The organism is Haloechinothrix halophila YIM 93223 (assembly GCF_000504245.1).
Classification (GTDB): domain Bacteria; phylum Actinomycetota; class Actinomycetes; order Mycobacteriales; family Pseudonocardiaceae; genus Haloechinothrix_A; species Haloechinothrix_A halophila.
Window position 1 is genome coordinate 13,372 of record NZ_KI632509.1, and the last position, 17,136, is coordinate 30,507.

16 protein-coding genes are annotated in these 17,136 nt (G+C 67.0%); 7 read left to right on the top strand and 9 right to left on the bottom strand.

Annotated features, from left to right (window positions below; translation table 11 throughout):
* Position 1: 1 nt before the first annotated feature.
* Complete coding sequence (locus tag AMYHA_RS00070; RefSeq protein ID WP_034266659.1) at positions 2–1,243, top strand: hypothetical protein; 1,242 nt, start codon at positions 2–4, stop codon at positions 1,241–1,243.
* Positions 1,244–1,570: 327 nt separating this feature from the next.
* Positions 1,571–2,602 (top strand): hypothetical protein, encoded by a 1,032-nt coding sequence (locus AMYHA_RS00075; protein ID WP_051399374.1) that lies wholly within the window; start codon positions 1,571–1,573, stop codon positions 2,600–2,602.
* 215 nt (positions 2,603–2,817) lie between these two features.
* Here the strand turns inward: AMYHA_RS00075 and AMYHA_RS00080 are convergent, their stop codons facing one another.
* From AMYHA_RS00080 to AMYHA_RS00105, 6 genes are all read right to left on the bottom strand, one after another.
* Positions 2,818–4,098 (bottom strand): thymidine phosphorylase, encoded by a 1,281-nt coding sequence (locus AMYHA_RS00080; RefSeq protein ID WP_034266665.1) that lies wholly within the window; start codon positions 4,096–4,098, stop codon positions 2,818–2,820.
* 42 nt (positions 4,099–4,140) lie between these two features.
* Positions 4,141–4,527 carry a cytidine deaminase gene (locus tag AMYHA_RS00085; RefSeq protein ID WP_269189773.1) on the bottom strand — a complete coding sequence of 129 codons (387 nt, stop codon included), beginning with the start codon at positions 4,525–4,527 and terminating at the stop codon, positions 4,141–4,143.
* 35 nt (positions 4,528–4,562) lie between these two features.
* Positions 4,563–5,852: an ABC transporter permease gene (locus tag AMYHA_RS00090; RefSeq protein WP_051399376.1), complete on the bottom strand. Its 1,290-nt coding sequence runs from the start codon at positions 5,850–5,852 to the stop codon at positions 4,563–4,565.
* The gene (locus AMYHA_RS00095; RefSeq protein ID WP_051399377.1) at positions 5,849–7,060 is read right to left on the bottom strand and encodes an ABC transporter permease; all 1,212 of its coding nucleotides are present in this window, start codon (positions 7,058–7,060) and stop codon (positions 5,849–5,851) included. The genes AMYHA_RS00090 and AMYHA_RS00095 overlap by 4 nt, the downstream gene beginning before the upstream one ends.
* Entirely contained in the window at positions 7,057–8,631 is a 1,575-nt protein-coding gene (locus AMYHA_RS00100; RefSeq protein ID WP_034266668.1) for an ABC transporter ATP-binding protein, read from the bottom strand. The genes AMYHA_RS00095 and AMYHA_RS00100 overlap by 4 nt, the downstream gene beginning before the upstream one ends.
* Positions 8,632–8,714: 83 nt before the next feature.
* A complete protein-coding gene (locus tag AMYHA_RS00105) occupies positions 8,715–9,686 on the bottom strand; it encodes a BMP family lipoprotein (protein WP_196776807.1) in 972 nt (323 codons plus the stop codon).
* Between the two features lie 544 nt (positions 9,687–10,230).
* Here AMYHA_RS00105 and sdhC point away from each other — a divergent pair.
* Genes sdhC through AMYHA_RS00125 form a run of 4 tightly spaced genes read left to right on the top strand, consistent with a single transcriptional unit; the run spans position 10,231 to position 13,730 of the window.
* Positions 10,231–10,659, top strand: a complete 429-nt coding sequence (gene sdhC / locus AMYHA_RS00110) for a succinate dehydrogenase, cytochrome b556 subunit (protein ID WP_034266671.1) — start codon at positions 10,231–10,233, stop codon at positions 10,657–10,659.
* Between the two features lie 2 nt (positions 10,660–10,661).
* Entirely contained in the window at positions 10,662–11,090 is a 429-nt protein-coding gene (locus AMYHA_RS00115; RefSeq protein WP_034266674.1) for a succinate dehydrogenase hydrophobic membrane anchor subunit, read from the top strand.
* Between the two features lie 26 nt (positions 11,091–11,116).
* Complete coding sequence (gene sdhA, locus AMYHA_RS00120) at positions 11,117–12,913, top strand: succinate dehydrogenase flavoprotein subunit (RefSeq protein WP_034266678.1); 1,797 nt, start codon at positions 11,117–11,119, stop codon at positions 12,911–12,913.
* Positions 12,914–12,962: 49 nt separating this feature from the next.
* Entirely contained in the window at positions 12,963–13,730 is a 768-nt protein-coding gene (locus AMYHA_RS00125) for a succinate dehydrogenase iron-sulfur subunit (RefSeq protein ID WP_157362417.1), read from the top strand.
* A gap of 323 nt (positions 13,731–14,053) precedes the next feature.
* On the opposite strand, the gene AMYHA_RS00130 is transcribed toward AMYHA_RS00125, so the two are convergent.
* Positions 14,054–14,404, bottom strand: a complete 351-nt coding sequence (locus tag AMYHA_RS00130) for a hypothetical protein (RefSeq protein WP_034266684.1) — start codon at positions 14,402–14,404, stop codon at positions 14,054–14,056.
* A 21-nt stretch (positions 14,405–14,425) separates the two neighbouring features.
* Entirely contained in the window at positions 14,426–14,668 is a 243-nt protein-coding gene (locus AMYHA_RS00135; protein ID WP_034266687.1) for an SCO4848 family membrane protein, read from the bottom strand.
* Positions 14,669–14,765: 97 nt separating this feature from the next.
* Between AMYHA_RS00135 and AMYHA_RS00140 the strand changes: the two genes are divergently transcribed.
* Positions 14,766–16,016 carry a D-alanyl-D-alanine carboxypeptidase family protein gene (locus AMYHA_RS00140; protein WP_051399378.1) on the top strand — a complete coding sequence of 417 codons (1,251 nt, stop codon included), beginning with the start codon at positions 14,766–14,768 and terminating at the stop codon, positions 16,014–16,016.
* Here the strand turns inward: AMYHA_RS00140 and AMYHA_RS00145 are convergent, their stop codons facing one another.
* Positions 16,017–17,081 (bottom strand): YhjD/YihY/BrkB family envelope integrity protein, encoded by a 1,065-nt coding sequence (locus AMYHA_RS00145; protein WP_084036639.1) that lies wholly within the window; start codon positions 17,079–17,081, stop codon positions 16,017–16,019.
* Positions 17,082–17,136: the final 55 nt, after the last annotated feature.

Consider the following 17,136-nt stretch of genomic DNA (forward strand, 5'->3'; position numbering starts at 1 on the left):
AGTGGCAACCGACATCATCCCGATCGAACTCGGGCTGCCCCAAGGCGATCTCGTCACCCTCTGGGCGCCCCGGTGGCGAGAGGACGGCGAAGAGTGGGAGGCCTTCCTCGGCGATGAGGAGGACCTGTTCGGCTTCCCCGACGCGGCGCACCTAGCGGCCTACGTGCGCACCGCGGAGCAGCACGACCTCATCGACCACCCGTCGTGGAGCATCGTGCCAGCCCTCAACGTGCCCGAGCTGATCCCGGACGACGACCACTCCTACGACCTGGTCGGTGTGCCTGAGCTGGTTGCCGAAGAGCCAGACTCGTGGACGATCGGCGAGCTCGCCGAGATCGTCGGCATCGTGCGCTCGCTGGCCGACGTCTGCGAGCTGGACGAGGTGCACGAGGTGCTCGACGCGCACGAAGGCTTCTCGCTGCTGCACCAGGGCAGGCTGCCATTCACCGGCCGCGAGGGCGCGAAACTCTGGGACGACCTCACGGCCGCTGTCTCCGAGAAGTGGGACACCGTGCTGGATGCCATCGACGATCTGGTGACCGTGCCCGAGATCGACAAGTCCACCCTCGACGAGACCGCCGAGGAGCTGGCCGCGTTCCACGAGGAGTCAGCTGAGTCCGAGGCGGGGGTCGATAAGGAAGGCACCCGCGCGGGCGGTGGCGACGACATGGACGAGGACGCCCCGACCGGCTTCTGGGGCGAGGTCGGCATCGACCCGATCAAGATCATCACGTCCAACAACGAGTACTTCAGTCTGCGCTGCTACCTGGACGACGAGCCGTACTTCCTCGGTTCGAACAGCAGGATCGACGTCTTCACCTCCGCGCGGGCGCTTGCCCGCAAGCTCGCCGACGCCGGTGAACTCGGCGAGAACGACCTCGCCGAGATGCCGACCTGGCAGGACGTCGTCACCAAGGCGACGACCGGGGAGCTGGACGTCGAGGTCACCGATGTCAACACCTACGTGCTCGCCGGGCTGGACGAGGACATCGCGGACGGCCCTGAGGCCATCGACCCCAACCAGCTCGACCTCGCCGTCGAGCTCCTGACCGACGCGGCGGATTGGGCAGGCGACGACAGCGTCGCTGATGCGCTCGTCGAGTCCGAGCGGCTCGGCTGGCTGGCGTCGTTCGTCCTCAAACCGGACCTGAACCGGCTGGAGCCGAGCCCGCCGTTCGACGAGGAGGTCGCGGCGTGGCAGAAGCTGGTCAACGACCTTGAGGACCGGTTCAGGGTCCATTGATCAACTTCTTAACGCGATCTTGACCGCCGTTATGACACTGTTGCACCCGCGGCGGCACCGCGCATATTGTGCGTTGCGTCACCAGAACTGTGCGGTCGGTGATCTTCACAGCTTCGGCCTACACCGGCCTCACCCTGAGGTGCAGGTTCAGCCTCGTCGCCCGTTGTCGTTGGGCCAAACGGCTGACCTGGGGATGCGCGACACACCTGGGGGTGCGACAGACCGCCACTCGGCTATGGCTAAGCTCTCACACACTCCTCACCCCAAACCGTGCCGACGAAGGTCAATGCCGTGACTGAAAACTCCATTGCCCCGTCTTTCGACCGCATGCGGAATATGCTCGTGCGTGCGGCCGAAGTCCGGGAGAGCGAACAGCAGCAGGTCTTCGACGCCCTCGATGACATCTACGCGAGGTTGTCGCCCGTCGAATCGCTCGGCGCCGTGCGCAAGCGTCTGTCCGAGCTGCCCGACCGCACCGAGGTCGGCGTGCTCGCCGAGCGCATCGACGAAACGATGTCCCGCCTGGAAGCCCAGGACAAAGCGATGGCCGCGATCGCGCGAGCCGTCGACGGCATCGTCGACAAGCTCGCCAAGCCCTTCGCCGAGCTCGGCGGACGCCTCGACGGCGTCGCCGGCAAGTTCGAAGGCGTCGCAGGCCGCATGGACGGCCTCGAAGACAAGCTGCAGAACATCCACCGCAGGCTCGACGAGCTCGAGATGCACCTCGACAAGCAGGACAGCAGGCTGGAGAGCATCCCGAGTGCGGTGCACGGCCCCGTCCGCGAGCGGGTCGAGACCGCGGAGTCCGCACTGCGCGAGCGCATCGACGCACTCGATGCCGAGTCCAAGCAGCGGGCGACCGAGTCCGAGGCCGCTTACCGCGACCAGCTCAGCGAGACCGAGTCGACGCTGCGGGAGCGCATCCGCGAGGCAACGACGAAGCTCGACGCCTCCGAGACGCTCAGCTCGATCACCGACAAGGTCGAGTACCTCGGCGTGAGCCTGGAAGAGCTGGACTCGCGCATCAACAAGGTCGAAGAGGGCATGTCGACGCGCTTCGGCGACCTCGACGGCGTCGTCAAGGCCCGCATCGCAGGTGTCGAGGGCATCCTCGGTGACCGGCCGGACTCCGACGCGGTGAACTCGATCGTGCGTAAGAGCAACGAGGAATCCGAGCGCCGCATCGGTGGCCAGCTCGACGAAGCGATGGCGACGTTCGCCGAGCTGATGCTCGGCGGCGGCCCGCAGCAGGTGGCGCAGCCGACGCCGCCGCCGCGCCAGCCGCGTCGGACCCGCACCAACAATCGGGCCCGCAACGGCACCAAGAAGGAAGACACCGCAGACGTCTCAGGCGACTGACGACGTCCGGCCGGAAACGCCCCGCTGCGCACCGCGCGGCGGGGCGTTTCGTTTACCGGCGGGTGCGGGCCGGCGTCGTGCCTTCAACGCGATTCCCACGCGCCGTCCCTTGTCCCGGTCTCAGAGTGGATCTTGAGACTTTCCGGTCGTCATAGCGCCCAGAACGCCTCAAGATCCATTCGCGTAGGAATCGCGCTTACCGTGCGGCGCCGCGTCTACCGCACGACGTCGAGCACCAACGGACCCGGCTCCTGTGCGGTGTCGGCGATGCGAACACCGTCCGATAGCGCCGCCATGGCGGCGGGGATGGCGTCCGCCGTGTCGGTATGCAGCTCCGCAAGGGGCTGGCCAGCAGTGACCCGTTCGCCAGGGCGCGCGAAGAGCCGCACACCCGCCGCGTACTGCACTGGCTCGCCCGGCGCTGACCGGCCGGCGCCGAGACGCCAGGCGGCCATGCCGACGGCGAGGGCGTCCAACTCGGCCAGCACCCCATCGCGCTCGGCCTCGATCACGTGCCAATGCGCGGGCTGCGGCAGCGGCGCGTCCGGGTCACCACCCTGCGCGCGGATCATCGCGCACCACGTCTCGTACGCGTGGCCCGACGCCAGCACCTCGGCAGGATCGACGTCGGTCACGCCAGCCAGCGCCAGCATCTCTCGCGCCAGTACCAGCGTCAGCTCGATGACGTCCGACGGACCGCCACCACGCAGCACGTCCACGGCCTCAGCGACCTCGACGGCGTTGCCCGCCGTCAGACCGAGCGGACGCGACATATCGGTCAGCACCGCGGACGTCGCCACCCCGTGCGAACGCCCGATGCCGATCATGGTGCGGGCCAGCTCGATGGCGTCCTCCCGAGTCTTCATGAACGCCCCGGAACCGACCTTGACGTCGAGCACCAGCGACTGCGGCCCCGCCGCGATCTTCTTGCTCATGATGGAGCTGGCGATGAGCGGGATGGACTCCACCGTTCCGGTGACGTCACGGAGCGCGTAAAGCTTCCGATCAGCCGGTGCCAGAGCAGTGCTCGCAGCCGCGACCACTGCTCCGGCATCGGCTAGCTGCGCCAGCATGTCCGCCGTGGTGAGATCGGCCCGCCAGCCGGGGATGGCCTCCAGTTTGTCCAGCGTGCCGCCGGTGTGGCCGAGCCCGCGCCCCGACAGCTGCGGCACGGCGGCTCCGCACGCCGCGACCAGCGGCGCGAGCACCAGCGTGATCTTGTCACCGACGCCTCCGGTGGAGTGCTTGTCCACGGTCGGCCTGCCGACGTCGAGGCGCAGCGTCTCCCCCGAACCGATCATCGCGGCGGTCCAGCGGGCGATCTCGTCGCCGTCCATGCCGCGCAGCAGGATCGCCATCGCTAGCGCCGCCATCTGTTCCTCGGCGACGACGCCGCGGGTGTAGGCGTCCACCACCCAGTCGATCTGCGCGTTGGTCAGTCGCCCGCCATCCCGCTTGGCCCGGATGACGTCGACGGCAGCGAACGGTTCAGCCATACCCGCCCCCGTCACCCGCGGCGAAAGCGTCGACCAGCGCGGTCACGGTAGATCCTCCGGGCCGAAGGCGTCCGGCAGCACGTCCGACATCGGCACCACGCCGCGCGGGGTGTCGACAAGGCACGACGACCCGCCCAACTCGAACAGGATCTGGCGGCACCGACCGCATGGCATCAGCAGCTCGCCGTCGCCGCCGCGGCAAGCCACCGCCACCAGCCGTCCGCCGCCGGTCATCCGCAGCTGCCCGGCCAGCGTGCACTCAGCACACAGGCCGACGCCGTAGGAGGCGTTCTCCACGTTGCAGCCAGTGACGACCCTGCCGTCGTCGACAAGCGCGGCGGCACCGACCCGCAGCCCGGAGTACGGGCAATACGCGCTCGCCGCCGCCATCACGGCCGCCTCCCGCAGCGCTGGCCAGTCGATGGGCACGTCCACGGCGCGCTCCACGGCATCCTCCCCCGGCGTCATGACTTGAGGTAGGGCTGGCCGTTGAACGCTGGCGGCCGAATCCGCCCGACGAGACCGGCCACCGCGAAGATCGTCAGCAGATACGGCGCCATCAGCATGAACTCGCTCGGGATCGGCGAGCCGATGATGCCAAGCACGCTCTGCAGGTTGTTGGCGAAACCGAACAGCAGCGCGGCGAACACCGCACCGATCGGCGTCCATCGGCCCATGATCATCGCAGCGAGCGCGATGAATCCGGCACCAGCCGTCATCTCCGGACTGAACAGGCCGACCGCGCCGAGCGTGAAGTACGCCCCGCCGAGCCCGGCCAGCGCGCCGCCAAGCAGCACGTTGCGGAACCGCACCTCGTTCACCTGGATGCCTGCCGTGTCAGCCGCCTCCGGATGCTCGCCGACGGCCCTGACCCGCAGGCCCCACCGGGTGCGGAACAAGGCGATATGGGCCAGCACCACCACGACGTACATGATGTAGACGATGATGGTCTGGTGGAACAGCACCGGCCCGATCACCGGAATCTCACTCAACAGCGGGATTTCCAGCCGGGGGAACCGGCCCGGCGAGTTCCAGGTCTCCTTCAGCGGGCTGAGCAGCCTGCTGTACAGGAAGTTCGTCACGCCGAGGACCAGCACGTTCAGCACGACGCCGACGATGATCTGGTTGACGAAGTAGCGGACCGTGAATACCGCGAGCACCCACGCGACCAGCAGGCCCGCGATCGGTGCGGCGATCAACCCCACCCACAGATTGCCCACCAGCGAGGCGACGACACCGGACAGGAACGCGCCCGCGAGCAGCTGCCCCTCGATCGCGATGTTGATGACGCCGGTGCGCTCACCCATCATGCCGCACAGCGCACCGAAGATCAGCGGCACCGACAACGCGAGCGTGCCCTGCAACGCTGAGGTCAGCGAGATCTCCGACCCGGCGACGGACCAGGTCAGAAACGCCAGTACGAAGGCGAGGCCGAAGGTGATCGACAGCCACAACGGCACCCTGCGACCCAGGTACGTCTGCCACGTCGCGTACGCCGCGATCCCGAGACACACCAGGGCGAGCAGGATCGCGGCCAGCTTCGACGGCACCGTGATCGGCGCGAGCTGAATGGCGTCGTCGCGAAGCGAAAGGCCGAACGTGCTCTCTCGTCCGCCGTCCGGCAGGAGGCCGAAGACGACGAGGGCGAGCAGCCCGAACACACCGAACATGATCGGCGTGCGCCAGTGCCGGGTCAGGACGACGGCCGCTTCCGTCTCACGGCTTTCGGCGGGGCGAGTCGCAACCTGTGTCATGCCGCCTTCCCCCCGACCTCGGCCGCCATCGGCGACGCTGCCCGCACCTTGATCCGGAACACCGCCCGCACCAGCGGCGGCGCCGCGATGAACAGCACGATCAACGACTGCACCACCAGCACGATGTCGATCGGGGTGCCGGTCTGCGCCTGCATTGTCACCGCACCAGCCCGCAGCGCGCCGAACAGCAGACTCGCCGCGACGGTGCCGATCGGGCTCGACCGGCCAAGCAGCGCGACGGTGATCGCGTCGAAGCCCAGCTCACCGGCGATGCTGGTGGACAGATAGCTCTCGGTGCCGAGCACCTGCGACGCACCCGCGATGCCGGCGAGACCGCCGCCGATGAACATCACCGCCGTGTACGACCGCCCGACCGAGATGCCAGCCGTCGTCGCGGCGTGGGGGTTGTGGCCGACCGCCTTGAACCGGAAGCCCATGGTGCTCCGGGACAGCAGCCACCAGCTGTAGACGGCAGCCAACAGCACCACGAACAGGCCGAGGTGCAGCCGGGAGCCGTCGAAGAATCTCGGCAGCGCCGCTGAGTCAGCCACGAACGGACTGATCGGGGCGGCCTGACCCTCGCGCCGGAACAACTGCGTGGTCAGCAGGTACGCCAGCAGCAGCGCCGCGATGTGGTTGAGCATGATCGTCACGATCACCTCGTGCGCGCCAGTCTTAGCCTTGATGAACCCGGCGATGCCGCCCCAGATCGCGCCGCCGAGGAACCCGGCGAGCACCGCGAATCCGATGTGAACCACGGCGGGCAGGTCCATCCCGAATCCGACGAGGCCAGCCAGCGTCGCGCCGATGAGGATCTGGCCCTGAGCCCCGATGTTCAGCAGCCCGGCGCGGAAGGCCAGTGCCACCGCGAGCCCCGCCCCGATCAGCGGCGTCGCGTAGGTCAGCGTGTCCGCGAGCGGAATCAGCGCGTCGCCAACCGACGCGGCGTCGAAATCGATGATGGCCCCGGCGAACATCGCGGAGTAGGCGCTGCTCGCGGACTCCCAGATGGCCAGCAGCGTGTCGGTCGGCCGGGAGAAGAAGTATGCCGCCGTGCCCTGCACGTCGGGATCGGAGACCACGATCAGCACCGCGCCGATCAGCATGGCGAGCAGGATCGACAGCAGTGTCAGCGCCGTGCCGCCGGTGGTCAGCTCCCGGAAGAACCGCTGGCCGACGGTCAGTTCGTTGCTGGCGTTCTCACTCATTCGTCACCGTCCTTGCCCGCCGCGAGCCCCTCGATCAGCGTGTGATGCTGCCGCGCGCGTTCGGCCGCCTCATCGGCTGGCACTCCGGCCATCATCAGGCCGAGCACCTCGCGGTCGGTGTCGCCAGGCACGACGCCGACAACGGTGCCGCGATACATCACCAGCACGCGGTCCGCGATCGCGCTGACCTCGTCCAACTCGGTCGACACGATCAGCACCGCCATCCCCTTGTCGCGTTCCGCGACCAGGCGGCGGTGCACGAACTCGATCGAGCCGACGTCGAGGCCGCGCGTCGGCTGTGCGGCGATCAACACCCGCAACGGCCGCGACAGCTCCCGCGCGATGACGACCTTCTGCTGGTTGCCGCCGGATAGCGTCCTGGCGAGCGTGGCGCCGCTGCCCGTCCTGATATCGAACTCCGCGATGCTGTCCTCCGCGAGGCGGCGGATGACAGCGGGCTTGAGCATCGGGCCGGAGGCGAACGGCGCCTCGTCGTGCCGGTCGAGGACCAGGTTCTCGGCCACCGAGAACTCCCCGACGAGGCCGTCGACCTTGCGGTCCTCCGGCACGAAGCCGACCCCGGCGCGCAGTACCGCACGCACCGACTTGCCGAGCAGTTCGACGTCGCCAAGCAGCACGGACCCGGTCGCCCGCCGCTGCAGGCCCATGATCGCCTCGGTCAGCTCGGTCTGGCCGTTGCCCTGCACCCCGGCGACCGCCAGGATCTCGCCTGCCCGCACATCGAACGAGACGTCGTCCACCACGATGTAGTCCCGCTCGTCCACGACGGTCAAGCCACGGACGTCGACGACGACGTCCCCGACGTCGGCCGGTTCCTTGTCCACGGCGAGCGTCACCGCGCGGCCGACCATCAGCGAAGCCAGCTCGCTCTCGCTGGCCGAGACGTCCGGCTCACCGACGACCTTCCCGAGCCGGATCACGGTGATCCGGTCCGCGATCGCGCGGACCTCCCGCAGCTTGTGGGTGATGAACACGATCGAGGTGCCGTTGGCCTTGAGCTGGCGCATGATCTCGATCAGCTCATCGGTCTCCTGCGGAGTGAGCACCGCGGTCGGCTCATCCAGGATGAGCACGTGCGCGTCGCGGACGAGGGCCTTGATGATCTCCACCCGCTGCTGCACGCCGACCGGAAGGTTCTCCACAACCGCGTCCGGGTCGACATGGAAGCCATAGCGGGCGGAGATCTCACGGACCTGCTCACGCGCGGCGTCGATGTCGAGGAAGTCAGGCCCGTAGGTCTGCTCCGCGCCGAGCATCACGTTTTCCGCGACGGTGAACACCGGCACCAGCATGAAGTGCTGGTGCACCATGCCGATGCCAGCCGCCATCGCGTCGGCGGGGTTGTGGCAGACGACCGGTTCGCCGTCGACGAGAATCTCGCCCTCGTCCGGCCGCAGCAGGCCGTAGATCACGTTCATCAGCGTGCTCTTGCCAGCACCATTCTCACCGAGCAGACAGTGGATCTCACCCTGCTCGACGGTCAGGTCGATGCGGTCGTTGGCGACGAGCGAGCCGAACCTTTTGGTGATCCCCCTCAGTTGCAGCTTCACATTCTCACGCTTCCATCACGCCACCGGCATGGGCGCCGACTGGGTGAGCCGGTGCCCATGCCGGTGGCTGGTGTGTTGCTCGCCTAGGAAGAGAAGGCGGCGTCGGACTCGACCTTTAGCTCACCAGAGATGATCTGCTGCCGCAGCTCATCAACTTCCTTCTTGAGCTCATCGTCCAGCTTGTCTTCGAAGGCGTGATACGGCGCGATCGAGACGCCCTCGTTCTCCAGCGTGCCGATGAAGGACTCGTTGCTGAAGTTGCCCTCCGCGGTCGCCGTCACAGCCTTCTCCACCGCGACGTCCATGCCCTTGACCACGCTGGTGAGCAGGATGTCGCGGTACTCGGTGAGCGTCTTATAGCCGTCGGTGTCGACCCAGATGAGGGCGACGTCGCCCGCGTCCTTGGCCGCGACGGCGGCGGACTCACCGATCGGACCGGCCACCGGCATGACCACGTCGGCGCCGCGCGAGATCAGGTTCTCGGAGAGCTGCTTGGCCACCGTCGAGTTGCTGAAGTCACCGACGAACTGCCCGTCCTGGGACTTCTTGTCCCAGCCGAGCACCTGCACGTCGGCGTCGTTGACCTCGTTGTAGTGCTGCGCACCGTCGTAGAAGCCGTCCATGAAGATCGTCACCGTCGGGATCTTCATGCCGCCCCAGGTCGCGACCTTGCCCGTCTCGGAGTGACCAGCGGCGAGGTACCCCGCGAGGAAGGCCGCCTCCTGGGTGTTGAACACCAGGGACTTGACGTTGTCGATGGGCGTCGGCTCGAACGTCTCCTGGTCGACGTAGAGGTGGTCGACGATGGCGTACTTCTGGTCGGGGTTGGCCTCAGCGGATGCCTTGGTCGCGTCCGCGAGGTTGAAGCCGACCGTGACGATCATTCCGCAGTCGTCGCGGACCATGTTCTTGAGGTTGGGTTCGTAGTCGCTTGCCGACTTCGGTTCGACGTACTTCGGCTCGGCGATGACACCCGCCTCATAGGCGTTGAGCAGGCCGTTCCACGACGTCTCGTTGAACGACTTGTCGTCGACACCGCCTTCGTCAGTGACCATGCAAGCGAGGAAATCGCTCTCCGACTGCTCGCCGCCTGGCTCGTTCGCCGGTGGCGGCTCGCCGCACGCCGAGACGGCCAACGCGATGGCGCCTATGGCAGCGATCGCGCGCGTGCGCTGAATTCTCCGTGTTGGACGCCGTGTCTGACGCACAGTGTCACTCCCTCCCCGCCCCGATCCGGTGACGGTCTCTAGCAATATCCGGCTGTACCGCCGGGATCGACGGCGAGGAAGATTACCGCTCCCGGGTGAGACGCGACACGTCAACCGACGATGAAATCGCCCCGCGTAACCGAATCGTTGAGGACGTTGCGCCAGGTGGGCCCTCCTCCACCCGGTTGTCTCGTCGATCACACCAGGGAACCCGACGTTCAGCCGATGGCAAACGGCGGGTTTAGAGTCCTGCTAATGAAGGTCGTGGCCGGTCAGTCCAGGGGCCATGACGAGAAGTCGACCGTAAGGACCGCGTGCAGGGCCGAACCCCAAACGGCGAGGGCTACTCGCGGGTCCGAGCGATTAACACTGACGATGGAGGCCGTTCACGATGCCCACCACGGCTAGTCCCCCAGGAGCGATGGCGGGCACGTCACGCAGGAGCGGAACGCTCTACATCGGCGACCCCGGTATGTGGTCCTGGGTAGCCCACCGCATCACCGGCGTGCTCACGTTCTTCTTCCTGTTCGTGCATGTGCTCGACACGGCGCTCGTCCGGGTGTCGCCCAGCGCCTACAACGCGGTCATCGAAACCTACAAGACCCCGCTCGTGGCGCTGCTCGAGGTCGGCCTTGTCGGTGCGGTGCTCTACCACGCTCTCAACGGCATCAGGGTGATGCTCGTCGACTTCTGGTCCAAGGGACCGAAGTACCAGCGCCCGATGCTGTGGAGCCTCATCGGCGTGTGGGTAGTCGTGATGGTCCCAGGCACGTTCTTCCTGCTCCAGCACACCGTGACCGAGCTGTTCGGGGGTAACTGATCATGACCGCTTCCCACTCGGAGACGCTCACCCTCGACAAACCGCGCTCCCCGCGCAGGCCAGCCGCGCGCCGCAGCAACTTCGAGCTGTACAGCTGGCTGTTCATGCGGCTGTCCGGCCTCGCGCTGGTCGTGCTTGTGCTCGGCCACCTGTTCATCATGACGATCCTCGACGACGGTGTGCAGCGCATCAACTTCGCGTTCGTCGCAGGTCGCTGGGCGTCGCCGTTCTGGCAGTTCTGGGACCTGTCGATGCTGTGGCTCGCGCAGCTGCACGGCGGTAACGGGCTCCGCACGATCATCGACGACTACGCCCGCAAGGACACCACGCGGTTCTGGCTGAAGATCCTGCTCTACGTGTCCATGGCGATCATCCTCGTGCTCGGCACCATGGTGATCTTCACCTTCGACCCGAACATCCCCGTTACCTGATCCACAGCGCCCGATTCGGAGTTTTCATGCAGTTCCACAAATACGACGTGCTGATCGTCGGGGCGGGTGGCGCAGGCATGCGCGCCGCGATCGAAGCGGGGCAGCGCTCACGCACCGCGGTGCTCACCAAGCTTTACCCCACCCGCTCCCACACCGGCGCGGCACAAGGCGGCATGTGCGCCGCGCTGGCCAACGTCGAAGAAGACAACTGGGAGTGGCACACCTTCGACACCGTCAAGGGCGGTGACTACCTCACCGACCAGGACGCCGCCGAGATCATGGCCAAGGAGGCCATCGACGCGGTGCTCGACCTGGAGAAGATGGGTCTGCCGTTCAACCGGACGCCGGAAGGCAAGATCGACCAGCGCCGGTTCGGTGGTCACACCCGCGACCACGGCAAGGCTGCCGTGCGCCGGTCCTGCTACGCGGCCGACCGCACCGGCCACATGATCCTGCAGACGCTGTACCAGAACTGCGTCAAGCACGGCATCGAGTTCTACAACGAGTTCTACGTCCTCGACATCGTCCTGTCGGACACCGAGAACGGCCAGGTCGCCACCGGCGCGATCGCCTACGAGCTGGCCACTGGCGAGATCCACGTGTTCCAGGCGAAGTCGATCGTGTTCGCCACCGGCGGCTTCGGCAAGGTGTTCAAGACGACGTCGAACGCCCACACGCTCACCGGCGACGGCATGGGCATCTACTACCGCAAGGGCCTGCCGCTGGAGGACATGGAGTTCTACCAGTTCCACCCGACCGGCCTCGCTGGGCTGGGCATCCTGCTCACCGAGGGTGCTCGCGGTGAGGGCGCGATCCTGCGGAACAAGGACGGCGAGCGCTTCATGGAGCGCTACGCCCCCACCATCAAGGACCTCGCGCCCCGCGACATCGTGGCCCGCTCGATGGTGCTCGAGGTGCTTGGCGGCAAGGGTGCCGGTCCCGACGCGGACTACGTCTACCTCGACTGCACCCACCTGGGCGCCGAGGTGCTCGAGTCGAAGCTGCCGGACATCACCGAGTTCGCCCGCACCTACCTCGGCATCGACCCGGTCACCGAGCCGGTTCCGGTGTACCCGACGGCGCACTACGCGATGGGCGGCATCCCCACCACCGTGCGAGGTGAGGCGCTGCGCGACAACGACGCCGTCATCCCCGGCCTGTACGCCGCCGGTGAGGTCGCCTGCGTGTCGGTGCACGGCTCCAACCGGCTCGGCACCAACTCGCTGCTGGACATCAACGTCTTCGGCAAGCGGGCTGGCATCGCGGCTGCCGAGTACGCCAACACCGTCGACCACGTCGACCTGCCGGACGAACCAGCCGCGATGGTGCAGGGCATGGTCGACACGCTGCGCTCGGCTGAGGGCAGCGAGCGAGTCGTCGAGATCCGCACCGAACTGCAGCGGACCATGGACGCCAACGCCGCCGTGTACCGCACCGAGGACACCCTCAAGCAGGCGCTGCACGACGTCCACGCGCTCAAGGAGCGCTACGGCAGGGTCGGCGTCCAGGACAAGGGCAAGCGCTACAACACCGACCTGCTCGAAGCCGTTGAGCTCGGGTTCCTGCTCGACCTGGCGGAGTGCCTCGTCAACGCGGCGCTGGCGCGCAAGGAGTCCCGCGGCGGGCACGCCCGCGAGGACTATCCGGACCGTGACGACACCAACTTCATGCGGCACTCGATGTCGTACAAGGTGCTGCCGGACAGCTCGCAAGGCCCCGACCCGGACGCGCCGCTCGGTCTCACTGGTTTTCTTTCCGACATCCGGCTGGATTACAAGCCCGTTGTGTTCACCCGGTACGAGCCGATGGAGCGGAAGTACTGATGCCTTCCGAAGTTCTTACTCCCGCTGAGGAAGTGAAATGACTGCTGTAATGGACAACACCGCACCGACTTCAGCTGAGATTCCCGCTCCGGATGGCTCGGTCACCGTCACCGTCAAGATCCTGCGGTTCAACCCCGAGGTCGACTCCGAGCCGCACTGGGAATCCTACGACGTCCCCGCGCTGCCCACCGACCGCGTGTTGAACCTGTTGATCAACATCAAGGGCTACGTCGACGGCACGCTGTCGTTCCGCCGGTCCTGCGCGCACGGCATCTGCGGCTCCGACGCGATGCAGATCAACGGGATCAACCGGCTGGCCTGCAAGGTGCTGGTCAAGGACCTGCTGGCCAAGAAGGGCAAGCCGACCACGATCTCGGTCGCCCCGATCAAGGGCCTGCCGGTGATGAAGGACCTCTACGTCGACATGGAGCCGTTCTTCGAGGCGTTCCGTGCCGTCAAGCCGTTCCTGATCACCTACGGCAACGAGCCGACCAACGAGCGCATCCAGTCGCCCGCCGACCGGGAGCGCTTCGATGACACCACCAAGTGCATCCTGTGTGCCTGCTGCACCACGTCGTGCCCGGTGTTCTGGTCGGACGGCTCGTACTTCGGGCCCGCCGCGATCGTCAACGCACACCGGTTCATCTTCGACTCCCGCGACGAGGGCGCCGAAGAGCGGCTGGACATCCTCAACGACGCCGAGGGCGTGTGGCGCTGCCGCACGACGTTCAACTGCACCGACGCCTGCCCTCGCGGCATCCAGGTGACCAAGGCGATCCAGGAAGTCAAGCGCGCCCTGCTGTTCAAGCGGGTCTGACCACGGGGCGGGGGATGCGGTGCCCGTGTGCGCCGTGTCCCCCGTTCCCGACGCCGTGTCCGACCCTCGTGACGCTGTGTCCGACGTTCAGGACGCTGTGTTCGACGTTCAGGACGTCGTGTCCGACATTCGTGGGCGACCGCGAGCGTCATTCTCCGAAGTTGATCACCGACCCTGCCGTTAGGACCAACACAACCCGACATAGGGGACGTAATCTGGGCCTACGAGCAGGGAGGCACCTCAGCAAAGCGCGGGAAGCCGTCCAACAGCCGGGACTCGCGGCGGCCGGGGCGCGGCAGGTCGCCGCACCGCACCCGAAGGAACTACGGCCAGAAGACGGCGAGGCCGACGTTGAGCACGACGAGGCCGCCGAGGGTGAAGGACAACCACTTCGGCGCCGCTGGCTTGCGGAGGAAGCCGCCAGCCAGGCCGAGGATGACCAGCAGCACCAGTATCTTCACGCCGACCTTGACCGGGTTGTAGTCGATGTCGTCGAGCGCGGGGTCGATGCCCATCAGCGCGAGACCGGTGATCAGCTGCAGACCGCCGCCGTGCAGCCAGCCCTTGTTCAGCTTCGCGCCCTGACCGGCGTGCAGTTGCAGCATGAACGTACCGATCAGCATCGCCATGCCGAGCAGGTGCAGAAAGACCAGAACCAGCCGCAGAAACTCCATCGTCCGTCCTCAGTTCGCTCGTCAGTCCTCAGATCGCCGGGTGAGGGCGCGCAGACCACGCCAGCCGATCACGCCGATGATCGTACCCAGAATGATCGAGACGATCGTCAGCGCCGCATGTACCCAGAAGAACGACGTCAGGGCGCCGGTAGCGTCACGGGCGTTGTCGCTCTGCCACAGGTTGCGTGCGAACGTCACCCAGATGATCCACGACCATACGCCGAATGCGAGCAGGAACAGCGACACCGGCTTCGACATGCGCATCCGCCGAGCGTAACCGCATAGCGATTCGATGACCGATTGGCTACGAGGCTGGCTCAACGGCAGCCAGTGAGGTCCTCGTTACCGTACGATTGATCCGGTGTCGAGCTGGTCTATCCGCCCGCTGTCCGCCGTCGTCGTCACCCTGCTGAGCGCCCTGCTGCTCACCCCTGTCGCGACCGCCAAGCCTGACCAGTGCTCCTACCGCGCCCTGCCGCCGCCACCGGTCGACTCCTCCGAGGTCCCGGAGCCCGGCGAACCGTCCCCCACACCACTGCCGGTGCCGGACACCCCGCCCGGCGGGAAGCGGATGGCCGAGTGCGGGCACGTCTTGCCGGACGGCGCCAACCGCCCCAAGGGCAAGATCTCGGCGAAGGCATGGCTGCTCGCGGACCTGGACAACGGCACCGTGATCGCCGCGAAGAACCCGCACGGCAGGTACCGGCCAGCATCGCTGATCAAGGTGCTGCTGGCGCTGGCCGTGGTCAAGGAGCTCGAGCCGGACGACGTCATCACCGCGTCGGACGCCGACATGGCCCAGGAGTGCAGCTGCGTTGGCGTCGTCAAGGGCCAGGACTACACAGTGGACAAGCTGTTCACGAGCATGTTGCTGCGCTCGGGCAACGACGCCGCGCACGCGCTCGGCTCCGCGCTCGGCGGCAACGACGAGGCGCTGGCCACGATGAACGAACTGGCGGCCGATCTCGGCGCCGTGGACACCCGCGCGGCGACGACGTCCGGTTTGGACGGTCCGGGCATGATGACGTCCGCCTATGACCTCGCGTTGATCTTCCGCGCGGCGATGGCGGAGCCACGCTTCGCCGATGCCGTCGGGACGTACGAGATGAAGTTCAAGCGGCGGAAGCACAAGCGCCCCATCACCATCTACAACGACAACCGCCTGCTACGGGAGTACCCAGGCTTCCTGGGCGGCAAGACCGGGTTCACCAACGACGCGCGGCATACCTACGTCGGCGCGGCCGAACGCGGCGGTAGGCGGATCGCCGTCGTTCTGCTGCGCGCGGAGCAGCACCCGGTGCGGGTGACCGATCAGGCCACCAGGTTGCTGAACTACGGCTTCCGGCTGTCCAGAAACGACACCAAACCGGTCGGCACACTAGTCGAACCCGAAGCCGAGCAGCCGGATGACACCGATCTGCCGAGCATCGAGCCGCCAGAACTGGACGCCATCCCCGACAGCGACCCGACAACGGACGCCACCACGGAGCCCGTGACCCAGGAAGCCCCGACGGAAGGCCCTGGCGGTGTCACGCGGGAGATCGTGGTGCTGGTCCTCATCGCGCTCGCGCTGCTCACGACCATCGTGGTGCACCGCAGGACGCGGCGCTGATCAGCGCTTGCGCAGCCAGGTCAGCCCAGCGCCGATCAGCCCACCGATGCCAAGCAAGCCTGCCGTGCTCACCGGGTTTGGCCCGCGCCGGACGTGCACCTGCGGCCGGATCGTCACCGGAACCGGTGGCGCGATGACACCCGATTGGTTCTCCTTCGCGGTCGCCGTCCACGCCGTCACGAACAACAGGAACCGGGACACCAGGTTCGCGAACACCAGTAGACCGAGCACAGGACCGAACACCGCGAACGACGGCTTCTCCGACACCGCGCCCAGGTAGAACGTCGCCAACTGCTGCAGCAGCACGAACCCGACCGAGGTGATCACCGCACCCTTGACCGCGCTGCGCAGCTCCACCTTCTCCCGTGGCAGTCGCGCGATCACCCACAGGAACACCAGCATGTTGGCCGCCAGTGACAGCAGGATCGTCGTCCCCCGCAGCAGCGCTGTCCACGGCTGCCCTTCGAGGTCCGCGAGCTCCAACAGCTTCGCGCCGAGTCCACTGCCGGCTGCGGCCAGCGCAAACGACACCAGCAGCGCGAGGCCGAGACCGAGCAGCGCGGCGAAGTCGTTGAGCGTCCTCGTCACGATCGGGATCTGCTTCTTCTCCTGGCCCCACTGCGCGGTGAGCGCGTCGCGCAGGTTGGTCATCCAGCCGATCCCCGCGTACAGCGCGATCGCGAGACCGATGATCCCGAGGCCGCCCGCCGATTCCGTCGCGGTCTCGACGATGTCGGTGACGAGTTCGTTCAGCCCTGGCGGCACCGAACGGTCGATGCCCGAGGTGATCTGGTTGATCACGACCTGATTGCCCCGCAGCACGAGACCGACGATCGCGAACGCCACCATCAGGATGGGGATCACCGACAGCACGCTGAAGTAGGTGATCGCGGCGGCGTAGTGGTTGCCGTAGCGCTCGGTGAACGCCTTATTCGCGCGGATAATGTGATCGAGCGCAGGATACTTTCGCCGCAACCTAGGCAGCAGCTTTTCCTTCTCGGGCTTCTCGCCCTTGCCAGGCTTCCCGGTCGCGTTCTTGGCCCGCGCAGCTTCCTTTGTCGCCACGAGCGTTACGGTATCGGCTTACCGCCAGTTCCACCGACCTATGTCGACAGCGACG

Coding starts and splice junctions, on each gene's coding strand:
- AMYHA_RS00075 (WP_051399374.1), top strand. CDS start 1,571: ATGCGGAATATGCTCGTGCGTGCGGCCGAAGTCCGGGAGAGCGAACAG.
- AMYHA_RS00115 (WP_034266674.1), top strand. CDS start 10,662: ATGACCGCTTCCCACTCGGAGACGCTCACCCTCGACAAACCGCGCTCC.
- sdhA (WP_034266678.1), top strand. CDS start 11,117: ATGCAGTTCCACAAATACGACGTGCTGATCGTCGGGGCGGGTGGCGCA.
- sdhC (WP_034266671.1), top strand. CDS start 10,231: ATGCCCACCACGGCTAGTCCCCCAGGAGCGATGGCGGGCACGTCACGC.
- AMYHA_RS00080 (WP_034266665.1), bottom strand. CDS start 4,098: ATGGCTGAACCGTTCGCTGCCGTCGACGTCATCCGGGCCAAGCGGGAT.
- AMYHA_RS00135 (WP_034266687.1), bottom strand. CDS start 14,668: ATGCGCATGTCGAAGCCGGTGTCGCTGTTCCTGCTCGCATTCGGCGTA.
- AMYHA_RS00105 (WP_196776807.1), bottom strand. CDS start 9,686: ATGGTCACTGACGAAGGCGGTGTCGACGACAAGTCGTTCAACGAGACG.
- AMYHA_RS00090 (WP_051399376.1), bottom strand. CDS start 5,852: ATGACACAGGTTGCGACTCGCCCCGCCGAAAGCCGTGAGACGGAAGCG.
- AMYHA_RS00125 (WP_157362417.1), top strand. CDS start 12,963: ATGGACAACACCGCACCGACTTCAGCTGAGATTCCCGCTCCGGATGGC.
- AMYHA_RS00095 (WP_051399377.1), bottom strand. CDS start 7,060: ATGAGTGAGAACGCCAGCAACGAACTGACCGTCGGCCAGCGGTTCTTC.
- AMYHA_RS00130 (WP_034266684.1), bottom strand. CDS start 14,404: ATGGAGTTTCTGCGGCTGGTTCTGGTCTTTCTGCACCTGCTCGGCATG.